At 68.0% G+C, this 21,284-nt stretch carries 20 protein-coding genes and 1 riboswitch; of the genes, 12 read left to right on the forward strand and 8 right to left on the reverse strand.

Annotation, left to right across the window (positions count from 1 at the left end):
* Positions 1-318: 318 nt before the first annotated feature.
* Complete coding sequence (locus RAH40_RS04585; RefSeq protein ID WP_306600902.1) at positions 319-1,089, forward strand: sensor histidine kinase; 771 nt, start codon at positions 319-321, stop codon at positions 1,087-1,089.
* Here RAH40_RS04585 and RAH40_RS04590 read toward each other — a convergent pair.
* Genes RAH40_RS04590 through RAH40_RS04600 form a run of 3 tightly spaced genes read right to left on the reverse strand, consistent with a single transcriptional unit; the run spans position 1,086 to position 3,195 of the window.
* Positions 1,086-1,310, reverse strand: coding sequence for a hypothetical protein (locus RAH40_RS04590; RefSeq protein WP_306600903.1), 225 nt, complete (start codon positions 1,308-1,310; stop codon positions 1,086-1,088). The genes RAH40_RS04585 and RAH40_RS04590 overlap by 4 nt on opposite strands.
* Positions 1,311-1,363: 53 nt before the next feature.
* The gene (chrA, locus tag RAH40_RS04595) at positions 1,364-2,461 is read right to left on the reverse strand and encodes a chromate efflux transporter (protein WP_306600904.1); all 1,098 of its coding nucleotides are present in this window, start codon (positions 2,459-2,461) and stop codon (positions 1,364-1,366) included.
* Complete coding sequence (locus tag RAH40_RS04600) at positions 2,458-3,195, reverse strand: hypothetical protein (RefSeq protein WP_306600905.1); 738 nt, start codon at positions 3,193-3,195, stop codon at positions 2,458-2,460. The genes chrA and RAH40_RS04600 overlap by 4 nt, the downstream gene beginning before the upstream one ends.
* Positions 3,196-3,296: 101 nt before the next feature.
* A riboswitch (Fluoride riboswitch) is annotated at positions 3,297-3,360 on the forward strand.
* 16 nt (positions 3,361-3,376) lie between these two features.
* On the opposite strand from RAH40_RS04600, the gene RAH40_RS04605 reads away from it, so the two are divergent.
* The 7 genes from RAH40_RS04605 to RAH40_RS04635 all read left to right on the forward strand — a co-directional run bounded on the left by RAH40_RS04605 (position 3,377) and on the right by RAH40_RS04635 (position 11,667).
* Entirely contained in the window at positions 3,377-4,597 is a 1,221-nt protein-coding gene (locus RAH40_RS04605; RefSeq protein ID WP_306600906.1) for a chloride channel protein, read from the forward strand.
* A gap of 99 nt (positions 4,598-4,696) precedes the next feature.
* The gene (locus tag RAH40_RS04610) at positions 4,697-6,742 is read left to right on the forward strand and encodes a diguanylate cyclase domain-containing protein (RefSeq protein WP_306600907.1); all 2,046 of its coding nucleotides are present in this window, start codon (positions 4,697-4,699) and stop codon (positions 6,740-6,742) included.
* Positions 6,743-6,842: 100 nt separating this feature from the next.
* A complete protein-coding gene (locus RAH40_RS04615; RefSeq protein ID WP_306600908.1) occupies positions 6,843-8,567 on the forward strand; it encodes a sensor histidine kinase in 1,725 nt (574 codons plus the stop codon).
* 40 nt (positions 8,568-8,607) lie between these two features.
* Complete coding sequence (locus RAH40_RS04620) at positions 8,608-9,075, forward strand: CoA-binding protein (RefSeq protein WP_306600909.1); 468 nt, start codon at positions 8,608-8,610, stop codon at positions 9,073-9,075.
* 515 nt (positions 9,076-9,590) lie between these two features.
* Entirely contained in the window at positions 9,591-10,028 is a 438-nt protein-coding gene (locus tag RAH40_RS04625) for an SRPBCC family protein (RefSeq protein ID WP_306600910.1), read from the forward strand.
* 26 nt (positions 10,029-10,054) lie between these two features.
* Positions 10,055-10,450 (forward strand): DUF1801 domain-containing protein, encoded by a 396-nt coding sequence (locus RAH40_RS04630; protein WP_306600911.1) that lies wholly within the window; start codon positions 10,055-10,057, stop codon positions 10,448-10,450.
* 44 nt (positions 10,451-10,494) lie between these two features.
* Positions 10,495-11,667, forward strand: a complete 1,173-nt coding sequence (locus RAH40_RS04635) for an MFS transporter (protein ID WP_306600912.1) — start codon at positions 10,495-10,497, stop codon at positions 11,665-11,667.
* 7 nt (positions 11,668-11,674) lie between these two features.
* Here RAH40_RS04635 and RAH40_RS04640 read toward each other — a convergent pair whose 3' ends face one another.
* Complete coding sequence (locus RAH40_RS04640) at positions 11,675-12,991, reverse strand: M48 family metallopeptidase (protein WP_306600913.1); 1,317 nt, start codon at positions 12,989-12,991, stop codon at positions 11,675-11,677.
* Positions 12,992-13,191: 200 nt separating this feature from the next.
* On the opposite strand from RAH40_RS04640, the gene pepT reads away from it, so the two are divergent.
* On the forward strand, positions 13,192-14,475 hold the full coding sequence (pepT, locus tag RAH40_RS04645; protein WP_306600914.1) for a peptidase T: 1,284 nt from the start codon (positions 13,192-13,194) through the stop codon (positions 14,473-14,475).
* A gap of 46 nt (positions 14,476-14,521) precedes the next feature.
* Here the strand turns inward: pepT and RAH40_RS04650 are convergent, their stop codons facing one another.
* On the reverse strand, positions 14,522-16,672 hold the full coding sequence (locus RAH40_RS04650; RefSeq protein ID WP_306600915.1) for an immunoglobulin domain-containing protein: 2,151 nt from the start codon (positions 16,670-16,672) through the stop codon (positions 14,522-14,524).
* A 375-nt stretch (positions 16,673-17,047) separates the two neighbouring features.
* Between RAH40_RS04650 and RAH40_RS04655 the strand changes: the two genes are divergently transcribed.
* The 3 genes from RAH40_RS04655 to RAH40_RS04665 all read left to right on the forward strand — a co-directional run bounded on the left by RAH40_RS04655 (position 17,048) and on the right by RAH40_RS04665 (position 19,328).
* Complete coding sequence (locus RAH40_RS04655) at positions 17,048-17,524, forward strand: hypothetical protein (protein WP_306600916.1); 477 nt, start codon at positions 17,048-17,050, stop codon at positions 17,522-17,524.
* 123 nt (positions 17,525-17,647) lie between these two features.
* Positions 17,648-18,688 carry an IS630 family transposase gene (locus RAH40_RS04660; RefSeq protein ID WP_306600917.1) on the forward strand — a complete coding sequence of 347 codons (1,041 nt, stop codon included), beginning with the start codon at positions 17,648-17,650 and terminating at the stop codon, positions 18,686-18,688.
* Positions 18,689-18,908: 220 nt separating this feature from the next.
* Entirely contained in the window at positions 18,909-19,328 is a 420-nt protein-coding gene (locus RAH40_RS04665) for a GxxExxY protein (protein WP_306598196.1), read from the forward strand.
* A gap of 381 nt (positions 19,329-19,709) precedes the next feature.
* Here RAH40_RS04665 and RAH40_RS04670 read toward each other — a convergent pair whose 3' ends face one another.
* Genes RAH40_RS04670 through hypA form a run of 3 tightly spaced genes read right to left on the reverse strand, consistent with a single transcriptional unit; the run spans position 19,710 to position 21,283 of the window.
* Positions 19,710-20,693 carry a hypothetical protein gene (locus RAH40_RS04670; protein ID WP_306600918.1) on the reverse strand — a complete coding sequence of 328 codons (984 nt, stop codon included), beginning with the start codon at positions 20,691-20,693 and terminating at the stop codon, positions 19,710-19,712.
* Between the two features lie 8 nt (positions 20,694-20,701).
* On the reverse strand, positions 20,702-20,920 hold the full coding sequence (locus RAH40_RS04675) for a hypothetical protein (RefSeq protein ID WP_306600919.1): 219 nt from the start codon (positions 20,918-20,920) through the stop codon (positions 20,702-20,704).
* A 21-nt stretch (positions 20,921-20,941) separates the two neighbouring features.
* The gene (hypA, locus tag RAH40_RS04680; RefSeq protein WP_306600920.1) at positions 20,942-21,283 is read right to left on the reverse strand and encodes a hydrogenase maturation nickel metallochaperone HypA; all 342 of its coding nucleotides are present in this window, start codon (positions 21,281-21,283) and stop codon (positions 20,942-20,944) included.
* Between the last annotated feature and the right edge of the window lies 1 nt (position 21,284).

Raw genomic sequence — 21,284 nt, forward strand, 5'->3', positions numbered from 1 at the left:
ATCGCGTTTTTCACGCGTTCGCTCTAGTGTTCCATTTTCTCATCCACTCCAACCCGCTAGATAAATTGCCCATGGAGTCTTATATGTGAAATTATTTATAAATTCACGCTGCCACGATAAGAAAAATTCAAAGACCTGATTTTGCACATCTCGAATTGGTCCATCTTATACTTTCACTGCCAGCACTTCGGGCAGGAAACGGAATGGCCGCAAAGGACCATCCAACGAAGCCGGTTTCCGGGGGAGGGCGCAACCATGCGCCCCTGCCGGACAGGGTGCCGGAATCACGACGGGCGTTTGGTTTCGACAGGAGAGCAGGTGCTGAATGACCCGGCTTCGTCCGACCCCGGCAGAACCCCTGCCTTCGAGGCTGCGCTCCGGTCCCGGAAGGCCGAGGCCCTCAACGCGCTCGCCAGCGGGATCGTCCACGACCTCAACAACCTCCTCACCGCCATCATCGGGAACGCAACCCTGGCCCGCATGGCCGTCGAGCCCGATGACCGAATGGCCGGCTACCTCCGGGGCATCGACCAGGCCGCCCAGAGGACCGCAGCCCGGATCGGCCAGCTCCAGGCCTTCACGGGCAAAGGCGTGTTCCGGTTCACCCAGGTGGACCTCGATCAGCTGGTCCGGGACGCCGTGCGCCAGGCCCCGCCCCTTCCCCCGCAGGTGGACCTGGTCTGCGAACCGGCCCGCGATACCCCCCGGGTGATCGGCGACTCCGCCCTGCTGGCCCAGGTCATCGCCCAGCTCCTCCTGAACGCCCAGGAGGCGTTTCCCGATGGCAGGAAAGGCCGCATCACGGTGTCCACCGGGCCGGGCCTGGCGGAGGGCGGGGAAGCGGCGGAATGGATCGTCCCCATGGCCCCCGGACCCTGCGCCTTCCTGGAGGTGGCCGACGAGGGGACCGGGATGACGCCGGAGGTCCTGGCAAGAGCCTTCGATCCCTTCTTCACCACCAAGTTCATGGACCGCGGACTGGGCCTGCCGGCGGTGATGGGGATCCTAAGGAAACACGGCGGGGGCCTCCGGGTGGAGACGGAGCCTGGGAAGGGTACGCGGATGAAGGTGTTCCTGCCCCCCGCCTAGCAGGCCGGGCCTGCGGTGCCGGCGCGGATCCTGGCGTCCCGGAGCGCGTTCCGCCGGGCCTGGGTGAACCGCAGGCGCCGGGTCCACCCCTCGTCCCGGGCCGAGCGCCGGATGTGGCCGGGCGCGTCCGTGCAGGGCCACCGGGGAGCCTGGGCCGAGGCAACGGTCATGCAGGCGCCCAGGAGCATGGCGAGGCGGGTGAGGGCTCGGGTCATGGGCATGGGGTCCTCCCGGTTGTCCATGAGAGGAGCGGGCGGGAGGAAAGGTTGAGAGCCTATCTCAACAAAAGCAGGCCCACCCCCCCGCCCCCCAGGACCAGCCAGGTGGGGTTCACTTTGAACCGGATGAGCAGGAAGCCGCTGGCCGCCCCCAGGGCGGCGGTCCAGGGATCCACCACGGCGGCCCGGCTCAAGGCCCAGGTCACCGAGGCCATGAGGGCCAGGGCCCCCACATTGATGCCGTCCAGGAAGGCGGCCATGCCGGCTGACTTGCGCAGCCTGGGAACCAGGAGCCCCAGGGCGGCCACGAAGAAGAACGAGGGCAGGAAGATCCCCACCGTGGCGGCAAGGGCCCCCGGCCAGCCCCGCAGGACGTAGCCGATGAAGGTCGCGGTGGTGAACACCGGACCCGGCGTCACCTGCCCCACCGCCACGGCGTCCAGGAGCTGGGCCTGGGTGAGCCAGCGGTACCGGTCCACCAGGTCCGCCTTGAGGAAGGCCAGGAGGACGTAGCCGCTGCCGAAGAGCACGGACCCCAGCTTGAGGAAGAAGAGGAACAGGCTCCCCAGGCCCACGGCGGGCAGGGCGCCCCCGGCGGCCATGGGCAGCCAGGCGATGGCGGTCCCCGGCTTCATCACCCGGACGGCGGCGGCCAGTCCGGCCCCCAGGAGCACCACCAGCGGATGGAGCCCCAGGAAGGCGGCGGCCAGCGCCAGGCCGCCCAGCACCGCCAGGAGGCGGGTCCGGAAGGCCGTCCGGCCCAGGTTCCACAGGGCCTGGAACACGATGGCGAGCACAACCGGCTTGATGCCGTAGAGGAGGCCCTGCGCCTGGGGCAGGCGGCCGAAGCGCACGTAACCCCATGCCAGCGCCAAGGTCAGGAGGGACGCCGGAAGGATGAAGCAGACCCCGCCCAGCGCGAGCCCGGCCCAGCCCGCCCGGCGGTAGCCCAGGCTCATGGCCAGCTGCGTGGAACTGGGCCCCGGGATGAGGTTGGCCGCCCCCAGCAGGTCCAGGAAGTCCGCCCGCGTCAGCCATTCCCGGCGGCCCACGGCCTCCTGCTCCATGAGGGCGATGTGGGCGGCGGGGCCTCCGAAGGCGGTGAAGCCCAGGCGGAGGAAGAAGCCGGCCACTTCAAGCAGGGGACCCGTCATGGGCGGGCCCGGCGGAACCCGTCGGCCAGGTTGCCGAAGGGACCGGCCGTGAGCTGGTAGCCCACGTAGAAGAAGGTCTGCCCGTCAGTGCGACCGGCGCTGAACAGCAGGTGGTGCCGCTCCGAGACGTTGATCTGGCCGCCGGCGGTGAAGCCGGCGGCTGGGTGGCCATCCTCCGTCTGGGCGGTGGTGCGGAAGGCCTCGGCCCCCAGCGTCAGCCTCTCCCCCAGGTCCCGCTGCAGGAGCCAGCCGGCGTAGGTCCAGTTCCGGGCCCCGGGGTTCCGCCACCAGCCGGCGCCGCCATAGGTGGTCCAGGGCCCCAGGCTCTTCTGCAGCCAGACGGGCAGGTACACCTGGGTGTGGCCGGCGCCCAGCCCCCGGGCGGCATCGCCCGCGGGCAGCTCCACCAAGGGGAAAACACCGATCTGGGGAACGGTGCCCGTCTCGTGGAGGAACCGCCACTTGAGGCCCACCTCCACATCGCCCGGCCCCGTCCGCAGGCCCGGATCCCGGACGTAGGCGAACGGCGCCACCAGGTGGAACTGGGTGTCGGGCAGGATGCCGTAGTTGAACTCCAGGGCGGGCCCGATGCCGGAGGCGTGCTGGCCCGCGGCGAAGACATAGAGTTCCAGGTGGCCCAGGTCCACGGGCTGCGGGTCATCGGTGCGGAAGGGCGGGCCGGCGGAAAGCCTGGCCAGGGCGAGACCGGTCAGCAGGAGCCTGCGCATCGCCATGACCGCCTCCCTGGCGTCCGATCATAGGCGGGATGCGCGGCCGGCGTCCAGGGGTCCCGGACCCTGGCGGCGTGCCCCCGGGCCGATTCCATGGTATAAAATCCCCCTCAGGTGATGGTGTCCACCCTGTAACCGCCCCTTCCGGCTGATGGCGCCTACGTTGCATGGCCCCGGGGGATGCATGGTCGGACTGCGGTGGAGGGCGGCGCGCACCGCCTGGGATCTGGGGATGGGCACGGCGGTGGGCCTGCTGGCGGGGACTGCGAGCTTCCTGTTCCTGTGGCTCCTGGAGGGGACCCTGCGCCTGCGGGCGGGGCACCTCTGGCTGGTGGGGCTCCTGCCGGTCTTCGGGATCGCGAGCGCTTGGCTGTATACCCGCTGGGGTGGGGAATCCGAGCGGGGCAGCGCCCTCATCCTGGACGAAGTGCTGGAATTCCAGGGTCGGGTCCCATCCCGCATGGCCCCCCTGGTGCTGGCGGGCACCCTCCTGACCCACCTGGGCGGCGGCTCCGCGGGCCGGGAGGGCACGGCCGTGCAAATGGGCGCGAGCCTCGCCCGGACCATCGGCAAGCTCCCCTGGGCCTGGCTGCGCCTCACGCGGAGCCGTCAGCGCCTCCTCCTCATGGCGGGCGTGTCCGCGGGCTTCGGTTCGCTGTTCGGGACCCCGGTGGCCGGGGCCCTGTTCGGCATGGAGGTCATCGCCATCGGAAAGATCCACTATGAGGGCCTCCTCGTCTGCACCATGGCCAGCTTCGCCGGGGACGCCATCTGCCGGGGCCTGGGGGCCCCCCACGTGCATTTCCACCCCGCGGCCCTGGGCCTGACGCCCGCGCTGGGGCTGAAGCTGGCGCTCTTCGCGCTGCCGGTGGCCCTGGTGGCCGGCGGGTTCTCGGAGCTCACCCACCGGTTGGCCGCCTGGACCCGCCGGGCCAACCCCTACCTGCGGGCCGGCCTGGGGGGCTGCGCGGTCGCCGCCCTGGCGCTGGCCTTCCGCACCACGGACTACCTCAACCTGGGCACGGTCTGGCTCCCCCGGGTCTTCGAGGGGGCCGGGCCGGTGCCCCCGTGGGCCTTCGCGGCCAAGGTCCTCTTCACGGTCGTGACGCTGGGCTTCGGGTTCAAGGGGGGCGAGGTCACGCCGCTGTTCGTCATCGGGGCGCTGCTGGGGGCGGCCCTGGCGCCGGTCCTGGGGGTGCCCGTGCCCTTCATCGCGGCGGTGGGGTTCATCGCCGTGTTCGCCGCGGCCAGCAACACGCCCATCGCGTCCACCCTCATGGGGATCGAGCTGTTCGGGGGCGGGTTCGCGGGGCCGCTGGCGATCACCTCCTTCCTGGCCTACATCCTCGTGGGGCACCGGGGCATCTACGGCGGGACCCGGGTCCACACGCAGAAGGACGGCTGAGGCCCCTTGTGGGCGCGGTGGCGCATGTATATGATCGGCGATACCGAACCTGAACGCTCCGAGCCAGCCGATGCCCCAGACGTGTGAGGAAAGGCCAAGTTGAACCTTCCCCCCCTGCCCCCCCTGGACCTCCACACCCTGGCCTTCGTGCTCGGACTCGGCTCCGTGCTGCAGGTGCTGGCCCTCTATGGCCAGTACCGGTCCAACGCCTCCCGGGCCGGCCTGGGCTCCTGGGCCCTGGGGAGCCTCGCCCTGGTGCTCGCCTTCGTCGCCAACGCGCTGCGGGCCGTGCCCGCCCTCAGCCCCTACGGCATCGTCGCCAACAACGTCCTCTTCATGGTCGGGGCGGCGCTCAACTACGTCGGCGTCCTCAAGTTCTTCGACCGCAAGCCCCCGGGCGCCGGGCTCGGGGTCTTCATGGGCGGCGCGCTGGCGACGGCGGCGGTGCTCACCTTCACCGGGGCCGATCCCTCCGGGCGCCGGGTCCTCCTGTCGGCGGGCATCGGGATCCTGTCCCTGCTGACCCTGCGCGCCCTCCGCGAGAACCGGGCCCCGTCCATCGCCCCTTCCGTCGATTTCCTCTCCGTGGTCTTCGGGGTGCACGGCGCCTTCTTCGTCTTCCGGGCCGCCACGCCCTTCCTGGGGCTCCCCGCGAACGGGCTGTTCATGACCACCCTGCTGCCGATCACGACCTACCTGGCGGCCATCGCGGGGAGCATCCTCTGGAGCTTCGGGTTCATCATCCTGGTGAACCAGCGGCTGAACGCCGAGAGCCGCGAGGCGGGGGAACACCTCCAGGAGGTCAACCGGTTCCTCTCCGAGGTCATCGAGAACAACGGCGCCCTCATCTACGTCAAGGACCTGGAAGGCCGCTACGAGCTGGTCAACAGCAAGTGGGAGGAGGTCACGGGCCGCTCCCGCCGGGACGCCCTGGGCCGCACGGACGAGGAGATCTTCCCCGGCGGCGCGGGGGAGCGGTTCCGGCGCGTGGACGAGGAGGTCATGCGGGGCGGCAAGCTGGTGGAAGCGGAAGAGAGCCTCGCCACGGGAAACGGCCAGCGCTACTTCCTCTCCACCAAGTTTCCCCTCTGGACCGCCGGGAAGGCCGTTCGCGGCCTCTGCGGGATGTCCACCGACATCACCGGGAGCAAGCTGGACGCGATGCGGATCCAGGAACTGGCCACCCAGCTGGGCCTCGAGCGGGACTACGCCCAGGCCAGCGCCAGGACCGACGCCCTGACCCGCCTGGCCAACCGGGGGCAGTTCGACGAGGTGCTGCACGCCGAGTTCCAGCGGCTCAAGCGCTCCGGGTCGCCCCTGTCCCTGATCCTCCTGGACGTGGATCACTTCAAGCTCTACAACGACCGGTACGGGCATCCGGCGGGGGACGAGTGCCTGCGGCGCCTGGCGCGGGCCCTCAAGGCCGCCGTCGGGCGGCCCTCGGACCTCCCGGCCCGGTATGGCGGCGAGGAGTTCGCGGTGGTCCTCCCCGACACGGGGCCGAAGGGAACGCAGGCCCTGGCGGAGCGCATCCGCCGGGCCGTGGAGGACCTGGCCATCCCCCACGAGGGCAATTCCGCATCCGCCCATGTCACCGTCAGCCTGGGGACCGCCACCCGCGCGGGCTCCGCACTCCACTCGCCCGACAAGCTTCTCATGCTGGCCGACGAGGCCCTCTACCGCGCCAAGCAGGGCGGACGGAACCGCATCGAAACCGCCCTGGGCGACTCCGGGCCGGACGAGGGCCACCCCGATCTGGTCCGGCTGGTGTGGCGGGATGCGGCGGAAAGCGGGAACGCCACCATCGACGCCCAGCACCGGGCCCTGTTCGACGACGCCAACAGCCTGCTCTCGGCCGTGGTGGCGGGACTGCCCCGGGAGGTATGCCTCCCCCTGATGGAGCGGCTCCTGGGGGACCTCGCCGGCCATTTCCGGCACGAGGAGGGCCTCCTCCGCGCCGCGGGCTATCCCCAGGCCGAAGCCCATGCCGCCTGCCATGCCGGCCTCCTCGCACGGGCCCGGGCCCTGGTCGCGGACTACGAACGGGATGCCCTGCAGGTGGGCGAGCTCTTCGGGTTCGTGGCCGACGAGGTGGTCTCCCAGCATATGTTCCGGGAGGACCGGAAGTACTTCCCCTATATGTGAACCCCCGGGGGACCCTCCAGGCAGGGCCTGTTGAAATAGTCCATAATGATTCATATCTTCTTGGCCCCGGGCGCACCCGGCGCCCGTCCGAGGTTTCCCCTTGCCCGAATCCCCCATCGACAGCCGGTCCGAAGGCACCCTGGCCCCCAAGGTGGCCCTGGCCGGCTTCTGGCTGGTGGTCGCCCTGGCGCACCTGGCCGCGCCGCCGGAGCTGCGGGAGCGGACCTGGCCCGCGGCCTACGGCCTCCTGGAGGCCCTGGCCTGCGTCAGCCTCCTCCTGCGCGCCTGGAAGACCTCCGGCCCCGAGCGCACCGCCTGGGGCTTCCTGGCCGCGTCGACCCTCACCGACACCACCAACCTGGCCCTGACCGCCCTGGTCGCCCTGGGCGTTCGGATGCCCTACGAGGCGGTCTCCTCCCTGCTGAACCTGGCCACCGGCGTGCTGGTGGTGGTGGGGGTCCTCAGCTTCCCGAGGCCCCTGGAGCGCCGGAGCCGGGGCAAGCGCCAGTTCCTGGACAGCCTCATCTTCGCCACCTCCCTCCTGCTCCTGCTGTGGGTGATGGGCGTGCAGAGCTCCCTCCGCTCGGCGGGCACGGGCATGGGGTTCCGGGTCTTCCTGGCCTACCTGAACGCCGCGCTCCTGGGCGGAGGCGTCGTGTACATCACCTCCGGCCACCTGGGCCGGGCCCGGGGGGCCTTCGGCTGGCTGGCCATGTCCGCCGTGGCCTGGCTGGCGTCGCTGGCCTTCTGGACGCTGTCCGGACTGCCGCCCCAGGTGCACCGCCAGGGGTGGATCGTGGTGGCCGGCCTGATCCCCCTGTGCCAGGGCCTGGCCGCATGGTCGCCCCATTCCGCGGAGGGCGGGGATCCCAGGGTCGAGGGTCCCTGGCGGTTCTTCCGGTCCCTGCCCTACCTGCCCATGGCCGCGAGCATCGCCGCGCTGAGCTGGATCCTGGCCTGGCGCCCCGAGGACGTGACCCGGGAGACCTTCGGCATCTTCCTGGTGATGGTGGTATTCCTGGTGCTCCGCATGCTCCAGGCCATCCGCGACCTCCAGGCCTCCAACAGCCACCTGGAGCAGCGGGTCGTCCAGCGCACCCAGGCCCTGGAGAAGGCCCAGGAGACCCTCCTGCGCACCGAGCGCATGAACACCCTGGCCACCCTCGGCGCCGGCCTCACCCACGACCTGAACAACCTCCTGGGCGCCCTGCGCGGCACCGCCGAGCTCATGAACGCCCATCTCGAGGAGGGCCAGGAGCCCACCCGGCGCGACGTGAAGCGGATCATCGACATCTCCGAAAAGGCCAGCCGGGCCACCCAGCGCCTGATGAACTTCGGCCGGCGCGGGGAGGCCGCCCCCGGCAACACCGCCCAGGACATAGCCGAGGCCCTGGCCGCCAGCCGCGAGATCATGCGGATGCTCCTCCCCGACAGCATCACCCTCTCGATGGGCATCGACCCCGCCACCTGCGCCGCCCTGGTGGAGACCTCCACCCTCGAGCAGGTGCTCGTGAACCTGGTGAGCAACGCCAAGGACGCCATGCCCCAGGGCGGCGCGGTGGCCATTCGCCTGTTCCCCGGCACCATGGCCGAGGGCGGCTCCGCCGCCATCCTGGAGGTGAGCGACACCGGCCACGGCATCCGGCCGGAGGATCAGGAGTCCATCTTCGACCCCTTCTTCACCACCAAGCCCGAGGGCAAGGGCACCGGCCTGGGCCTGGCCTCCGTGCGGGCGCTCATGGAGGCCCAGAACGGGACGGTGGACGTGGTGAGCTTCCCCGGAAAGGGGACCACCTTCCGCCTGGCGTTCCCGGCCCTGCCCTGACCGGGAACCCCACGACGGATCCAGGACAAGGAGCATCCCGATGACCCAGGTTCCCGACGCCGTTGCCGCATTCCTTTCGGGCAGGCGAATCATCGTCGCCGGCGTTTCGCGGGCCGGTTCCTCGCCGGCGAACGCGATCTTCAGGAAGCTCAAAAGGTCCGGCTACGAGGTCGTTCCGGTCAATCCGAACGCGTCCAAGGTCGAAGGCCAGGATTGCTACCCTGACATCCCGTCCGTGCCCGGCACGGTGGACGGCGTGATCGTCGCGACGCACCCGTCGGTCTCGGCCGGGGTGGCCAGCGCCGCCCTGGCCAGGGGCATCCGGCACATCTGGTTCCACCGGTCCTTCGGGGATGGCAGCGTCTCCGTCGAAGCCCTCCAGGCCTGCCGCGATCACGGGGTGGAACCCATCGAGGGCGGTTGTCCGCTCATGTACTGCCAGCCGGTCGACCTGGGGCACCGGATCTTCCGGTGGTGGCTGGGACGCAGCCACCGGGTTCCGACCTAGGGCCGGCGGACGGGAAAAGCGGTGGCGTCCCGGCACGGTCCTCCATGGATCACCGATGCCAATGGCATCCCCATGGCAGTCGCGGCCAGCCTCATCCGCTACTCAGCACTAGGATGAAGTTCGCTGCTGCCGACTTGTTATCCCATGAATCCGGCGAACTCCGTCGAAGGGCCTATCGCCGAGGCGCCGAGGAGCCGAGAATCGCCGAGGAAAAAAAGATCATTTCCCGGCGATCCTCGGCTCCTCGGCGCCTCGGCGATAGGCTTTTCGTTTCGAACTACCTTAATGACGGGATCAGGACGATCTACGACCACCCGTCCCAGGGCCCTTCTCAAGCGCAGGCCAAAGCGAGTGTGGGTCGAAGCCTTCACTCCATTCCGTGAAGAACCTTCTAAAGCACCATTACATCCCTTTCAGCCCCGAGGCTCCCAATAACCAGCCGCCCGCATCAGGGAATGTGGAAGCCGCCAGCCCGATGCGCTAGAATCCTGGCCATTCGAAATCCCGGAGCCCCCATGTCGGTCTTCCGCCATTCCCGAGAGATCCCGGCCTCCCCCGCATCCGTCTTCGCCGCCATCCAGGATCCGGCGCGGCTTGCCCGCTGGTGGGGTCCGGACGGGTTCACGAACACGTTCAGCACCTTCGAATTCCGCCCGGGCGGACCTTGGCTGTTCACGATGCACGGCCCGGACGGGACTGGCTATCCGAACGAGTCGGAGTTCCTGGAGATCGTCCCCGGGTCCCTGGTCCGGATCCGGCACGTCAACCTGCCGCACTTCGAGCTTTCCATCGCCCTGGAGCCCTGCGCGGCCGGGACCCTCGTTACCTGGACCGGCGTCTTCGAAAACGCCGAATTCGCCGAGAACATGCGGGGGTTCCTCGAGAAGGCCAACGAACAGAACCTGGACCGGTTGGCGCGCGAGGTCGGCGCTGGCGGGCCGGTGGGCGTCTGACCCCTGCGGGGGCAAGGGAGGAGCGCATGAAGAAGGCGGAAACCGCCCAGGATCCATCGGCATCGGAACTCATCTCCGACCGGATCGCCGGGCTCCGGGACTGGCGCGGGGAGGCCCTGGGCCGGATGCGCGCCCTCATCCGGGAGGCGGACCCGGACGTCGTCGAGGAATGGAAGTGGGCCAACCCGGTGTGGTCGCACGCGGGCATCATCTGCACGGGCGAATCCTACAAGAGCGTCGTGAAGCTCACCTTCGCCAGGGGCGCGTCCCTGGAGGACCCGGAACGGCTCTTCAACTCCAGCCTGGAGGGGAAGACGCGCCGGGCCATCGACATCCGCGAAGGCGAAGAGGTCGACGCGTCCGCCTTCAAGGCGCTCGTTCGCCAAGCGGCCGCCCTCAACCTCCTCAAGAACCCCGGTTAGCGCGGAGCGCCTGACACGCCCGCGGCCCCTGATATAGTGGCCCCATGACCCCAGCGGATCGCTCCAGTGGACGGCGCACCCTCTTCGTCGCCGGCATGGCCCATGCGATGCATGACGGCTACACGGACACGATCTTCGTGCTGCTGCCGCTGTGGCAGGCGGAATTCAGGCTGGGCTACGGGATGATCGCCATGATGCGCGGCCTCTATTCGGGGGCGATGGCGGGGCTGCAGGTGCCCGCCGGATTCCTTGCGGATCGCCTGGGCGGGCGGGTGGTGTTGGCGCTGGGCACGGCGCTCACGGCCCTGGGCTACCTGCTCGCGGGTTTCACGGGGAGTCTGGCGGGGCTCTGCCTGGCGCTGGCCGCGGCCGGCGCGGGGTCCAGCACCCAGCACCCCGTGGGCTCGGCGGCCGTGGCGCGGGCCTACGGCGACAAGGCGCGGGGTCCCTTGGGCATCTACAATTTCACGGGCGACCTGGGCAAGGCCGCCTTCCCCGCCGCGGCCGCGCTGCTGCTCATGCGGATGCCCTGGCGGGGGATGCTGGGGCTGATGGCGGCGTTCGGCCTCTGCGCCGCCCTCGCCATCGGCCTGCTCCTTCCGGACGCCCCGCAGGCCGGCAGCGCCCTGGGGCCGGAGACCCCGCGCCGGGGCGGAGGACGGGGCGGGTTTCCGCTGCTCTTCGCCATCGGGGTCATCGACAGTGCGGTGCGCATGGGGCTGCTGACGTTCCTGCCGTTCCTGCTCAAGGCCAAGGGCGCGGGCCTGCCCACGGTCGGCCTGGGCCTCGCCCTGGTGTTCCTGGGCGGCGCCGGGGGGAAGTTCAGCTGCGGCTGGCTGGGAGGCAGGATCGGAGTGCTGTGGACCGTCGCGCTCACGGAGGGAGGCACGGCCGCGGCCATCCTCCTCCTTCTTGCCCTGCCCCTGACGCCGGCGCTGGCGGTGCTGCCCCTGCTGGGGATCATGCTGAACGGCACCTCCTCGGTCCTCTACGGCACCGTCCCGGAGCTGGCCGCCACCGACCGGACGGAACGCGCCTTCGCACTGTTCTACACCGGCACCATCGGCAGCGGCGCCCTGTCGCCGGTCCTCTACGGCCTGCTGGGGGACGCGGTGGGGGTGACCTGGGCCGCCGCGGCCACCGCCCTCACGGCCCTGGCCACCCTGCCCCTGGCCGTGGCGCTGGCGCCGCACCTGGTCGGGGACCGGGCGGGTTGACCGGGCTTCACCTGGGGAAATGCTCGGCCTTGTAGCGCATGGCGGTGAGGATGCGCTTGCGGGGGCTGGGATGGTCGAAGAAGAGGAACTCCTCCACCGGGCCCGGATCCGCCTTCCGGTACTCCACCAGCTTCAGCTGCGCCTCGGCGAAGCCGTCGGGCTCCAGGGACGCGTTCACCCCGAACAGGTCCGCCTCGGTCTCCTGGACGCGGGTATCGGTGTTCAGCGCCGGCGTCAGGACGAACATGAAGAGGGTGAACAGGCCCGCCAGGAGCGGCAGCCCCGCCGGATCGCCGATGTCCCGGATGCCCCAGGACCCGGCACGGCTGCGCAGCGCCTCGAAGGCCCAGGCCACGAAGGCGAACCCGGCCAAGAGGACCAGCGCGAAGAACATCAGGGCCTTGTACAGGTGGTTGAGCACGTAGTGGCCGAGCTCATGGGCCATGACGCCCTTGATCTCGGGCAGGGTGGACCGGTTGAGGAGGTTGTCGTTGAGGCGCACGGCGGTGGTGCCGAGGATGCCGCTCACATTGGCGCTGACCCGGTTGGTCTGCCGGGAGGCGTCGAACCAGAGGACATCCTTGGCCGGCACGCCGTTGGCCCGGGCCAGAGAGAGGATGGCCTGGCGGGCGGGGCCCTCCGGAAGCGGCTTGTACGCGTTGAAGAGCGGGTCGATGAAGGCCGGGGCGATGAACATCACGAAGGCCAGGACCAGCACGCCCCCGCCGGTGCCCCAGATCCACCAGGTGCGGGGGAACCGCCGGAGGGCACCATAGAGGGCGGCCAGGGCGAGGGCCAGGATGACCGTGGAGACCAGCAGGCCCACCACCTGGTCCTTCATCCAATGGGGAAAGGACTGGGTGGCCATGCCGTACCGGTGCTCCCGGATGAAGTCGCCGGCCACGCCAAGGGGCAGCTGGATGACCCAGGTGGCGGCCATGAACAGCACCGCGTAGAGCATGGTCTGAAGGGGCCGGCGGCGGGTGGCGCGCTCGGCGAACTCCCGCATGGCCGCGGAGGCGCCGGTGGCCAGCAGAAGCCCGAAGGAGCCGAGGGTGACCAGGAAGCTCCCCAGTTGAAGCCAGTAGCCTCCCGTGAAGTAGGCGTCCGAACGCCCGCGGGCCTCGGGGGAGATCCGGGCCAGGTAGGCCGCCGTGGCCTGTTCCGGATCCCGGGGCAGCGCCGCGCGCCAGGCGTCGTCCACGGGCCGGATCATGGCCGCCTCGCGGGACGCCGCGCCCGCGCGGACCTTGGCGGTGAAGCCCAGACCGAGGCCAAGCGCCAGGCAGGCGGCAAGGATCGCCCAGACGGATTTCTTTTTCATGGCGTCTCCCGGGAGGGCGGCGTCGCGCGCGCCCATCGATGAACTTGCATTTGGAGGTATGGCCCATTCTGGACCCGGCCGCGCGCCGGGGCAAGCCGGGCCGCCGCCTGCCGGGTTAGACTAGCGTGAACCCAACCTTCGCCCCGGGCATCCCCGGGCGCACGCCATCCGCCGGCCCGGTCCGGCGCGGGAGTCCCGCGATGACCATCTGGAAACTTGACGCCTCCGAACAGCAGGACCTCCTGGACCGCTTCCTCCGGTACGTGGCGGTGGACACGCGCAGCGACGACAACGCCGAATGCTTCCCCTCCACGGAAAAGCAGAAGGACCTGGCCCGGATCCTGGTGGCGGAACTGGAGGCCCTGGGCTGCGCGGGCGCGGCCATGGACGAGTGGGGCTACGTCACGGCCCGGGTTCCCGCCAATCTGCCCGCGGGCCATCCGGCCTTCGGCAAGGTGCCGGTGGTGGGCTTCCTGGCCCACCTGGACACCTACCACGCCACTCCGGGGGCCAACGTGAAGCCCCGGATCATCCGGGGCTACGAGGGGGGCGACCTGGTGCTGGGCGCCGGCGAGACCCTGGTGGCGGACCACAACCCCACCCTGGCCCAGTGCCTGGGACACACCCTGGTGACCACGGACGGCACGACCCTCCTGGGCGCCGACGACAAGGCCGGCATCGCCGAGATCCTGACCCTCCTGGCCTGGCTGCGGCGGAATCCGGACTTCCTGCACGGGGAGCTGCGCATCGGCTTCACCCCCGACGAGGAGGTGGGCCGGGGCACCGAGCACTTCGACGTGGCGGCCTTCGGTGCGCAGTACGCCTACACCCTGGACGGCTCCGTGCTGGGCGAGGTGGAGGACGAGACCTTCTGCGCGGACACGGCCATCTTCACCATCACCGGGCACGACGTGCACCCTGGCTACGCCAAGGGCGTCATGGTCAACGCCGTGCGGGTGGCGGCGAAGCTGGTGGAGCTGCTGCCTCCCGACAGCCTGCCGGAGACCACCGAGGACCGGCAGCCCTACCTCCACCCCTTCTCCCTCACCGGGGACGTGACCCGGGCCGAGCTCAAGCTCCTGGTGCGGGCCTTCACCGAGGAGGAGCTGGAAGGCCGCGAGGAGATACTCCGGAAGCTTCAGCGCGATGCGGAAGGCTCCTTCCCCGGGGTGTCGATCCAGCTGGAGATCAAGGAATCCTACCGGAACATGATCTACAGGATCGCCGAGGATCCCAAGGTGCTGGACTACGCCCTGGAGGCGGTGACCCGCCAGGGCATCACCCCCATCCGCCGGGCCATCCGCGGCGGAACGGACGGGGCCCGCCTGTCCTACATGGGCCTGCCCACGCCGAACATCTTCGCGGGCGGACAGAGCTTCCACTCCGTGCAGGAGTGGGTGTCCCTGGAGTGGATGGCGGCGGCGGTGGAGGTGTGCGTGCAGCTGCTGGGGGTGTGGGTGGAGAAGTCGGGGAAGGAAGCCTAGGATCGTGGGGCCGGTGGACCGGCCCCACGATTCACGGAGGAAGCAGTCAATCGCCGGTCGAAACCCAAACCGTATTGGATTTGGCGGAGCCATAAGGGTTGGCGACCATCACATGGATCCGGGCGTAACGGTCGGACGGGGCCACCGCGAAGGAGTAGGTCGCCGCTGTGGCGTTGGCCACAGCCGTTCCGTTCTTGTACCACTGGTAACGCAAGGGTGCCGAACCCGTGGCCACCACGGTGAACCGGGCGGTTTGGCCCACGCGCACCTGCTGGTTCGTGGGTTGGGTGGTTATCCGGGGGGCGGTGCCCGTGGTCGTCACCGTCAGGGTCGCGGGGTCGCTGATGGCCGAACCGGCGGAATTGGTCACCACCACCGTGAACTTCGTTCCGGAGTCGCCCGGGACGGTGGAGGGCGTGGTGTATCTGGACCCGGTCGCGGCGGGGATGGCGACGCCGTTCCTCCGCCATTGGTAGGTCAGTGGCACGGAACCGGTGGCCGTCACGGAGAAGGTGGCGGTGGCCCCCGCCCTCACGGTCAGATTGGCGGGTTGAGCGGTTATCGCTGGGGCGCTAACCGTGCCGACGACCAGCGTGAGGGTTGCGGGCTGGCTCGTCACGCTGCCCCCGGCAGCTTTCACGACCACCGTGAAGACCGCCCCATTGTCGGCAACCACGGCCGCCGGCGTGGTGTAGGCGGCCCCGGTTGCGCCCGCGACGGCCACGCTGTTCCTGAACCACTGATAGGTCACGGGGGTGGTGCCCGAGACCTGGACACTGAAGGTCGCAGTCTGCCCCAGGGTGACGGTCAGGCTCCTGGGCTGGGTGGCGATCACCGGCGCGCCGGGCAGTGGCGTTTCGGTCACGGGGACGTTCTTGACCGGGCCGGAGCCCACGGTTGCGGTGCGGGCGTTCCATTGGAACCCGTGGGGGAAGTTCACCTGCACCGGGTTCTGGAAGCCCGTGTGGCAGACGTTGCAGGCGGATTCCGTGGAGGTTCCGGTGCTGCCGTGCTCGGAGCGCCAGTCACTGAACCCTTCGCCGTGGTTCGAGGCGTGGCAGGCGCCGCAGCTGCCGATGGCCTTCGGGGCGGCGGCGGTGCCCTGGTACTGGGCGGCGGTGAAGGTGTCCATGGCCTGGCTGCTGGGGAGCATGGCGTGGGGCGAGTTGTGGCAGGCGGTGCAGGCCATGTTGCCGTGACCGGAGGCATTGCGGAACAGCACGCCGGCGGTGTCCACCCCGGGAACGTTGGTGTGGCACTGGCTGCAGCTCGGTTCATTCACCCAGGGCGTCCGGGCCTTGGTCAAGCTGGTCGCGGCGACGTTGGCCATGGAACCATGGCAGTTCGTGCAGGCGCCGGTCGCGTCCGTATGGGCCAGCGAGCGATTGCACCGGGTGGAGGCGCCGGGGTGGCAGTCGTAGCACGCGGCGCCACGGGTCGCGTGGGACCCATGGATGGCCTCGGACAGGTATGTGCCGGCGGAGCCGCGGCCGGTTTGGTTGAGCACCGGACTTCCGTGGCAGCTTGCGCACAGAACGGGGGCGCTGCTGACCAGGTTGGTCAGGTGCTTCGCATCGTGCTTGTGCAGGATGTCGCCCAGAGGGTCGGCACTGCCGTGGCATTTCGCGCAGTTGATCTCATCGGAGGTCGGAACCACGATCTGGGTCCTGGCCACCGTGGCCCCGCTGGCATCCTTCACGGTGATGAGGCCGGTCTGGTAAGGGTTCCAGACCCCCGCATCATTGATGGGCGTAAGGGGGATGCCGTTCACCACGAAACGGTTGCCCTTGGCGATCATGGCGCCGGACAGGCCGTTCGAGATCGAGGGATCATCCAGGTTCAGGCCATGGTCCAGGGCGGGGCTGGCGCCGAACAGCTTGAAGGCGTTGGTCCAGAACTGGCCGAAGTTGCCTTTGTTGGCGGAGGTGGTGTTGCCGAGGATGCTGTAGCTGAGGTTGACGCCCGTGGTCACCACGACAGGCGGATTGCCCCGCTGGACCACCTGGGCCTGGATCGTGTTGTACGGGGGCAGGATCACCGCCTTGTCGTAGGTGGGATTGAGGCAGTGCATGCCCAGGTCGTTCCAGGCAAATACAACGTATTTACTGGAGCCGGTGTTATTGGGCAGCTTCTGGGTGGACTGGCCGGGGAGAATGCTGGCTGCGGCCAGGAGGAGCGGTAGGAGTCGTCTTCGCACAGGCACCTCATGGGAAGGGGAAGGTGTCGAGGGACCGGGGGGCGGTCTCAGGAGTCGCCCAATATCGGTTGGAGGTAAAGGAGTGCAAGGGTTGCACATGAGAAAAAAGATCCAACATTCTGAAAATACTAAGGTAAAAAAGTTTTGGATTTAATGTCTATAGATCCAATCAGGAATACACCATTGATTTAGCGTCCCAGTCGCCCATGGATTGGTCATTTCCTGGGGGGGATCCGCTTCCCGTGCCTATGGGGAGACGAGGATGCGCACCCCCCCCCTGGCTGGAAGTGGTAACCTTAATTTTATCCAGCTACTTAAATGACGATCACGTCCCCTGCTGGCGTCCGGGACGATCAACCGGGCGAAAGGAATCCCGTGAAGCTCCTTCTACTGCTTAGTATTATTATTGTTTCCATTGGACTTTTGATCCGTGCCCTCCGCCGCCGCTCGCCGGCGACGCATCACGTAGCTTCGTCAGAGATCCCCGAAATCCTGGCCCAGCTTCAGGTTTCCGCTCGGGAGGGGAACGCCAGCGTTCTTACGCTCCCATCCGGCGGGGAAGGAGTCCAGCTCCAGTTTTCCATCGACCACGGCGTTGTCGGCCTGGATTGGGTTCTCGTTGGCCACAGGAACCTGTCCGACAAGTCCAGGATTGCCGAAATGGCGACGGCACTTGGCTATCACGTCGAAGAGTGCGAGCAGAACCAGGTGCGCCAGCTCCGGATCACCGGCCAGGGCATCGCGGAGCTGGGAACGGCGATCATCCGGGACTTCTATGGAATCCATCCGGCAGCCCGGATACCGATGGTGACGGTGGGCTTCAGGTGGGATCCCGAGGCGCATTGGAACTAGTGTAGGGCGCCAGAAATACCTGTAACGCCAATACAGCTCGTCGCATCCAGGCGGCAGGTGAGAACTTTGGCGCAAGTGGGGCGAGTTGATCTAACTGTGGAGCAATTCAGACGCCTTGAGGAAATGGCGCCGAGCCGGACCTTGCCTGCGCGCAGCGTCCTTCGGGCCAAGATTGTTCTTCATCGAGCTTCTGGCGAGTCCTTTCGTGACATCGGCCAGGCTTTGGGCTGTGATCATCGGACTGCTTGGCAATGCCTCAAGCGATGGGAGGAAGCGGGCTTCGATGGCCTCGAGAGGGAACGCCCAGGTCGAGGCCGGAAGTCTTGGGTGATTGCTTTGAAGGGGCAAGAGGTGCTCCATAAGACGACGCAGGAACAGCCCGTCAATGCCACGCACTGGAGCCGGGCCTCCATGGCGCAGGCCACCGGGGTGAGCGAGAGCACGGTGGGACGCATTTGGCGTCAGAATGGCCTCAAGCCGCACCGCACCGTTGGTTTCAAGTTAAGCAACGATCCTCATTTCGAAGAGAAGTTGGTGGACATCGTGGCCCTGTATCTGGACCCTCCGGAGCATGCCATCGTGCTGAGCGTAGATGAGAAGAGCCAGATTCAGGCCCTGGACCGGACTCAGCCTGGCCTACCGATGAAGAAGGGTCGCTGCGGCACCATGACGCACGACTACAAGCGCAATGGAACGACCACCCTCTTTGCGGCCATGAACACGCTGGATGGTACGGTGATCTCGGCCACGATGCCACGTCATCGCCATGAGGAGTGGCTGAAGTTCCTCAAGCGGCTTGAGCGGGGTACGTCGAAGCGACTCGCTCTGCACATCATTTGCGACAACTACGCCACCCACAAACATCCGGCGGTCAAAAGCTGGTTGAAAGGCCATTCGAGGGTCCACGTTCACTTCACCCCCACCAGTTCATCGTGGTTGAACATGGTGGAGCGATTTTTCCGGGACATCACGGAGAACCGCATCCGAAGGGGTATTTTCAGATCCGTCCCGGAACTCGAAGCAGCGATCCACACCTATATCGCGAGACACAATGCCGCTCCGAAACCATTTGTTTGGACCGCGTCCGCGAACGATATCCTCGCCAAGGTGACACGAGCACGGCAGGCCCTCGCGGCCATTCGGACGGCCTCTGCCAAGGGTTGACGGCGAACCTGCCTTTTTCTTTTCCTCGGTATCCTCGGCCTCCTCGGCGCCTCGGCGATGGCTTTCTCAAGTATCAGTCGGCGCAAAGATTACATGCGCCGAAGCACCCGTCGAAAAACCCATCGCCGAGGCGCCGAGGAGGCCGAGGATACCGAGGAAAGAATTCTGGCCTGAACGTCCCGGCGTGATTGAGCGCACTCCTGACCCGAAGGAGGAAGTCATGGGTCGGCATTGGGGCGAAGATTGGGGCGACAACTATCCCCATCGAGATATCACCGAAGCCATCATCCTCGCTGCCATCAGGGTGCAGATAGTTCTGGGGCCTGGACTCCTGGAAAATGCCTACAAGGCTTGCCTCGCCCATGAACTCAGGTTGGCCGGACACGAGGCCCTACGCGAGGTTCACCTCGACATCACCTACAAGGAATTGTGCGTCGAGAATGCCTACATCATGGATATCGTGGTGGACCACAAGGTGGTCGTCGAGGCGAAGGCCATTGCGAAGTTTTCGGATGCCGACTTCGCCCAACTGAATAGTTGCCTCCACTTTGCAAATTTCGAAGTGGGCCTGCTGATCAATTTTCATAACTGGCCCCTCAAGGACGGGGGCATCAAGCGACTCGTCAACACCAAGCCCTGAACTGGACCCGAGGCGAAGGGGGGGGGACAAGGTGTTACCTGTTCTTCTGGCGGCCAACACTAGGGTGTGTTTCCAGCCGAGGATTCGCAGCAAAGGCAGGGATCTGCCTGACCGATCTCATCCCCTATTATCCCCGTCCATGGACGGGAATGGAAAGGGATGAAAGCCTCTTTGGCTGGATCCGAAGCCTCGTCTGAATGCAGGCCAAGGCCACCATGCGCTCCCACATCTCCTCCGTGAGAAAGCTGCGCGCCATCCCTGCAAGGTGGCGTCACGACTGGAGTGGCTCCCTCTGGACTTGGACTGCAAACAGGCCCTGGACCCGACGCGGCGCCCGGCCTGGCCCCGGGAGGGTCGAGGCGGACACAGCGGCAGATCCTGCTACCACTTGTTCACGACTTCCAGGTACACCAGCGTCTGATTCAGCAGCTGGTATCCGATCTCCCCGAAGGTGACGGGTCCCGTGAGCTCGCCCGTTCTGCGGCCTTCCAGCTTGCCGAACAGGTAGTTGAGGATGCAGTTGCACGAGAAGCGGGGGGCGGCCTGGAGGCCCGCGACCAGGGCGTTGAGCTCCTGGACGTAGTCGCCGACGGGGGCCGCGTGCCGGTAGTCCACTCCGGTGAAGACCGGGGCGTAGAAATGCACCACGCCGGGCTCCACCGACTGGAAGGAGGTGTTGACCCGGGCGCCGTTGTAGTCCGCCACCAGGGGGCGGGCGAGGTCGAGCTTCTGCTCGGCGACGTACTCGGCGAAGTTGGCGGGCTGACCGTTGACCAGGCAATCCGCGGCGGTGAAGCCGTCCTTCGGGAAGGTCAGCACGTCCCCGTCGCCCGGGTGGAAGAGGTTGAGGATGCGGATCATGGCCAGCTGGCGCGCCGGCAAAGGCACGTGCAGGGCGACCGCCATGGCGTCGGACACCTTCCCCGTCCGGCCGTTGACCACCTTGGGCGTGACCTTGCCCAGGTCGTCCAGGTGCACGCCGGCGATCCAGCCGACGATGGGGGTCATGAACATGCCGGGGTATTCGTCGGCACCGGAGGCGTACTCCCGGTGCAGGTCGCTGAGGGCGGGGATGATCACGAGGGTGAACCCGTTCTCCGGACCTTCCCCGGCGATGCGCTGAAGACCCGCCCGGTCGTATTCCACCAGGGTGGCGGCGGAACCGGCTTCGGCCAGTTCGGTCACGTGCACGAGTTCCCGGGACATCAGCCCGCCTTCCTCCCCGACGAAGTAGGGAGTGGTTCCGCCGATCCAGTTGCCGGGGGGAAGCTGCCGGAGCACGGCCTCGTCGGCGGCAAGGGCGAGGAAGCGGCCGGTCTTGATCAGGGCTTCGGCTTCGGTGCGGGAATACATGGCGCTTGTCATGGGGGTTCCTAGAGGGAGCGGAGTTCGTTGGCGAGGGAGCCCTGGTACTTGACGAAGAAGGCGTGGACCTCCTCCGCCGCGGAGGCCACGTCGGCCTCGGTGTGGGGGCCCAGGGTTCGCCTCTGCATGCGCTTGAGCAGCATCTGGAGGCCGAGCATCTCGGTCTGGAGGGGGCGTTGGCCGGTCACCAGTTGGCGCCAGCAGGGGCTGGATTTTGCGGGGATCAAGGGGGCTCCTTGGGAGAAGGGCTAGTCGACGTCCAGGAACTTCACGCGCATTTCCTTGCCTGAGATGACCTTCAGGGAATTCCCGCCGCAGGAGGGACACCCGCCGCGAATCGAACCCACCGGCACGATGCGCAGGCAGTCCGAACATTCCGCCCTGCCCTCGGGTTCCTCGATCTCCAGTTCCGCCCCCTCCGCCACGGTGCCGCAGGCGCTCACGTCGAAGGCGAAGCGCAGGGCCTCCGGCTCCACCCCGGCCAGCCGGCCGATTTCCAGCACGACCCTGGAGACCCGGGTGAAGCCCTGGGCGCGGGCTTCGCCGCGGATGATCTCCAGCATCCCGGCCATGAGGGCGAGTTCGTGCATC

Source organism: Geothrix sp. 21YS21S-2, from assembly GCF_030846775.1.
Lineage (GTDB): Bacteria > Acidobacteriota > Holophagae > Holophagales > Holophagaceae > Mesoterricola.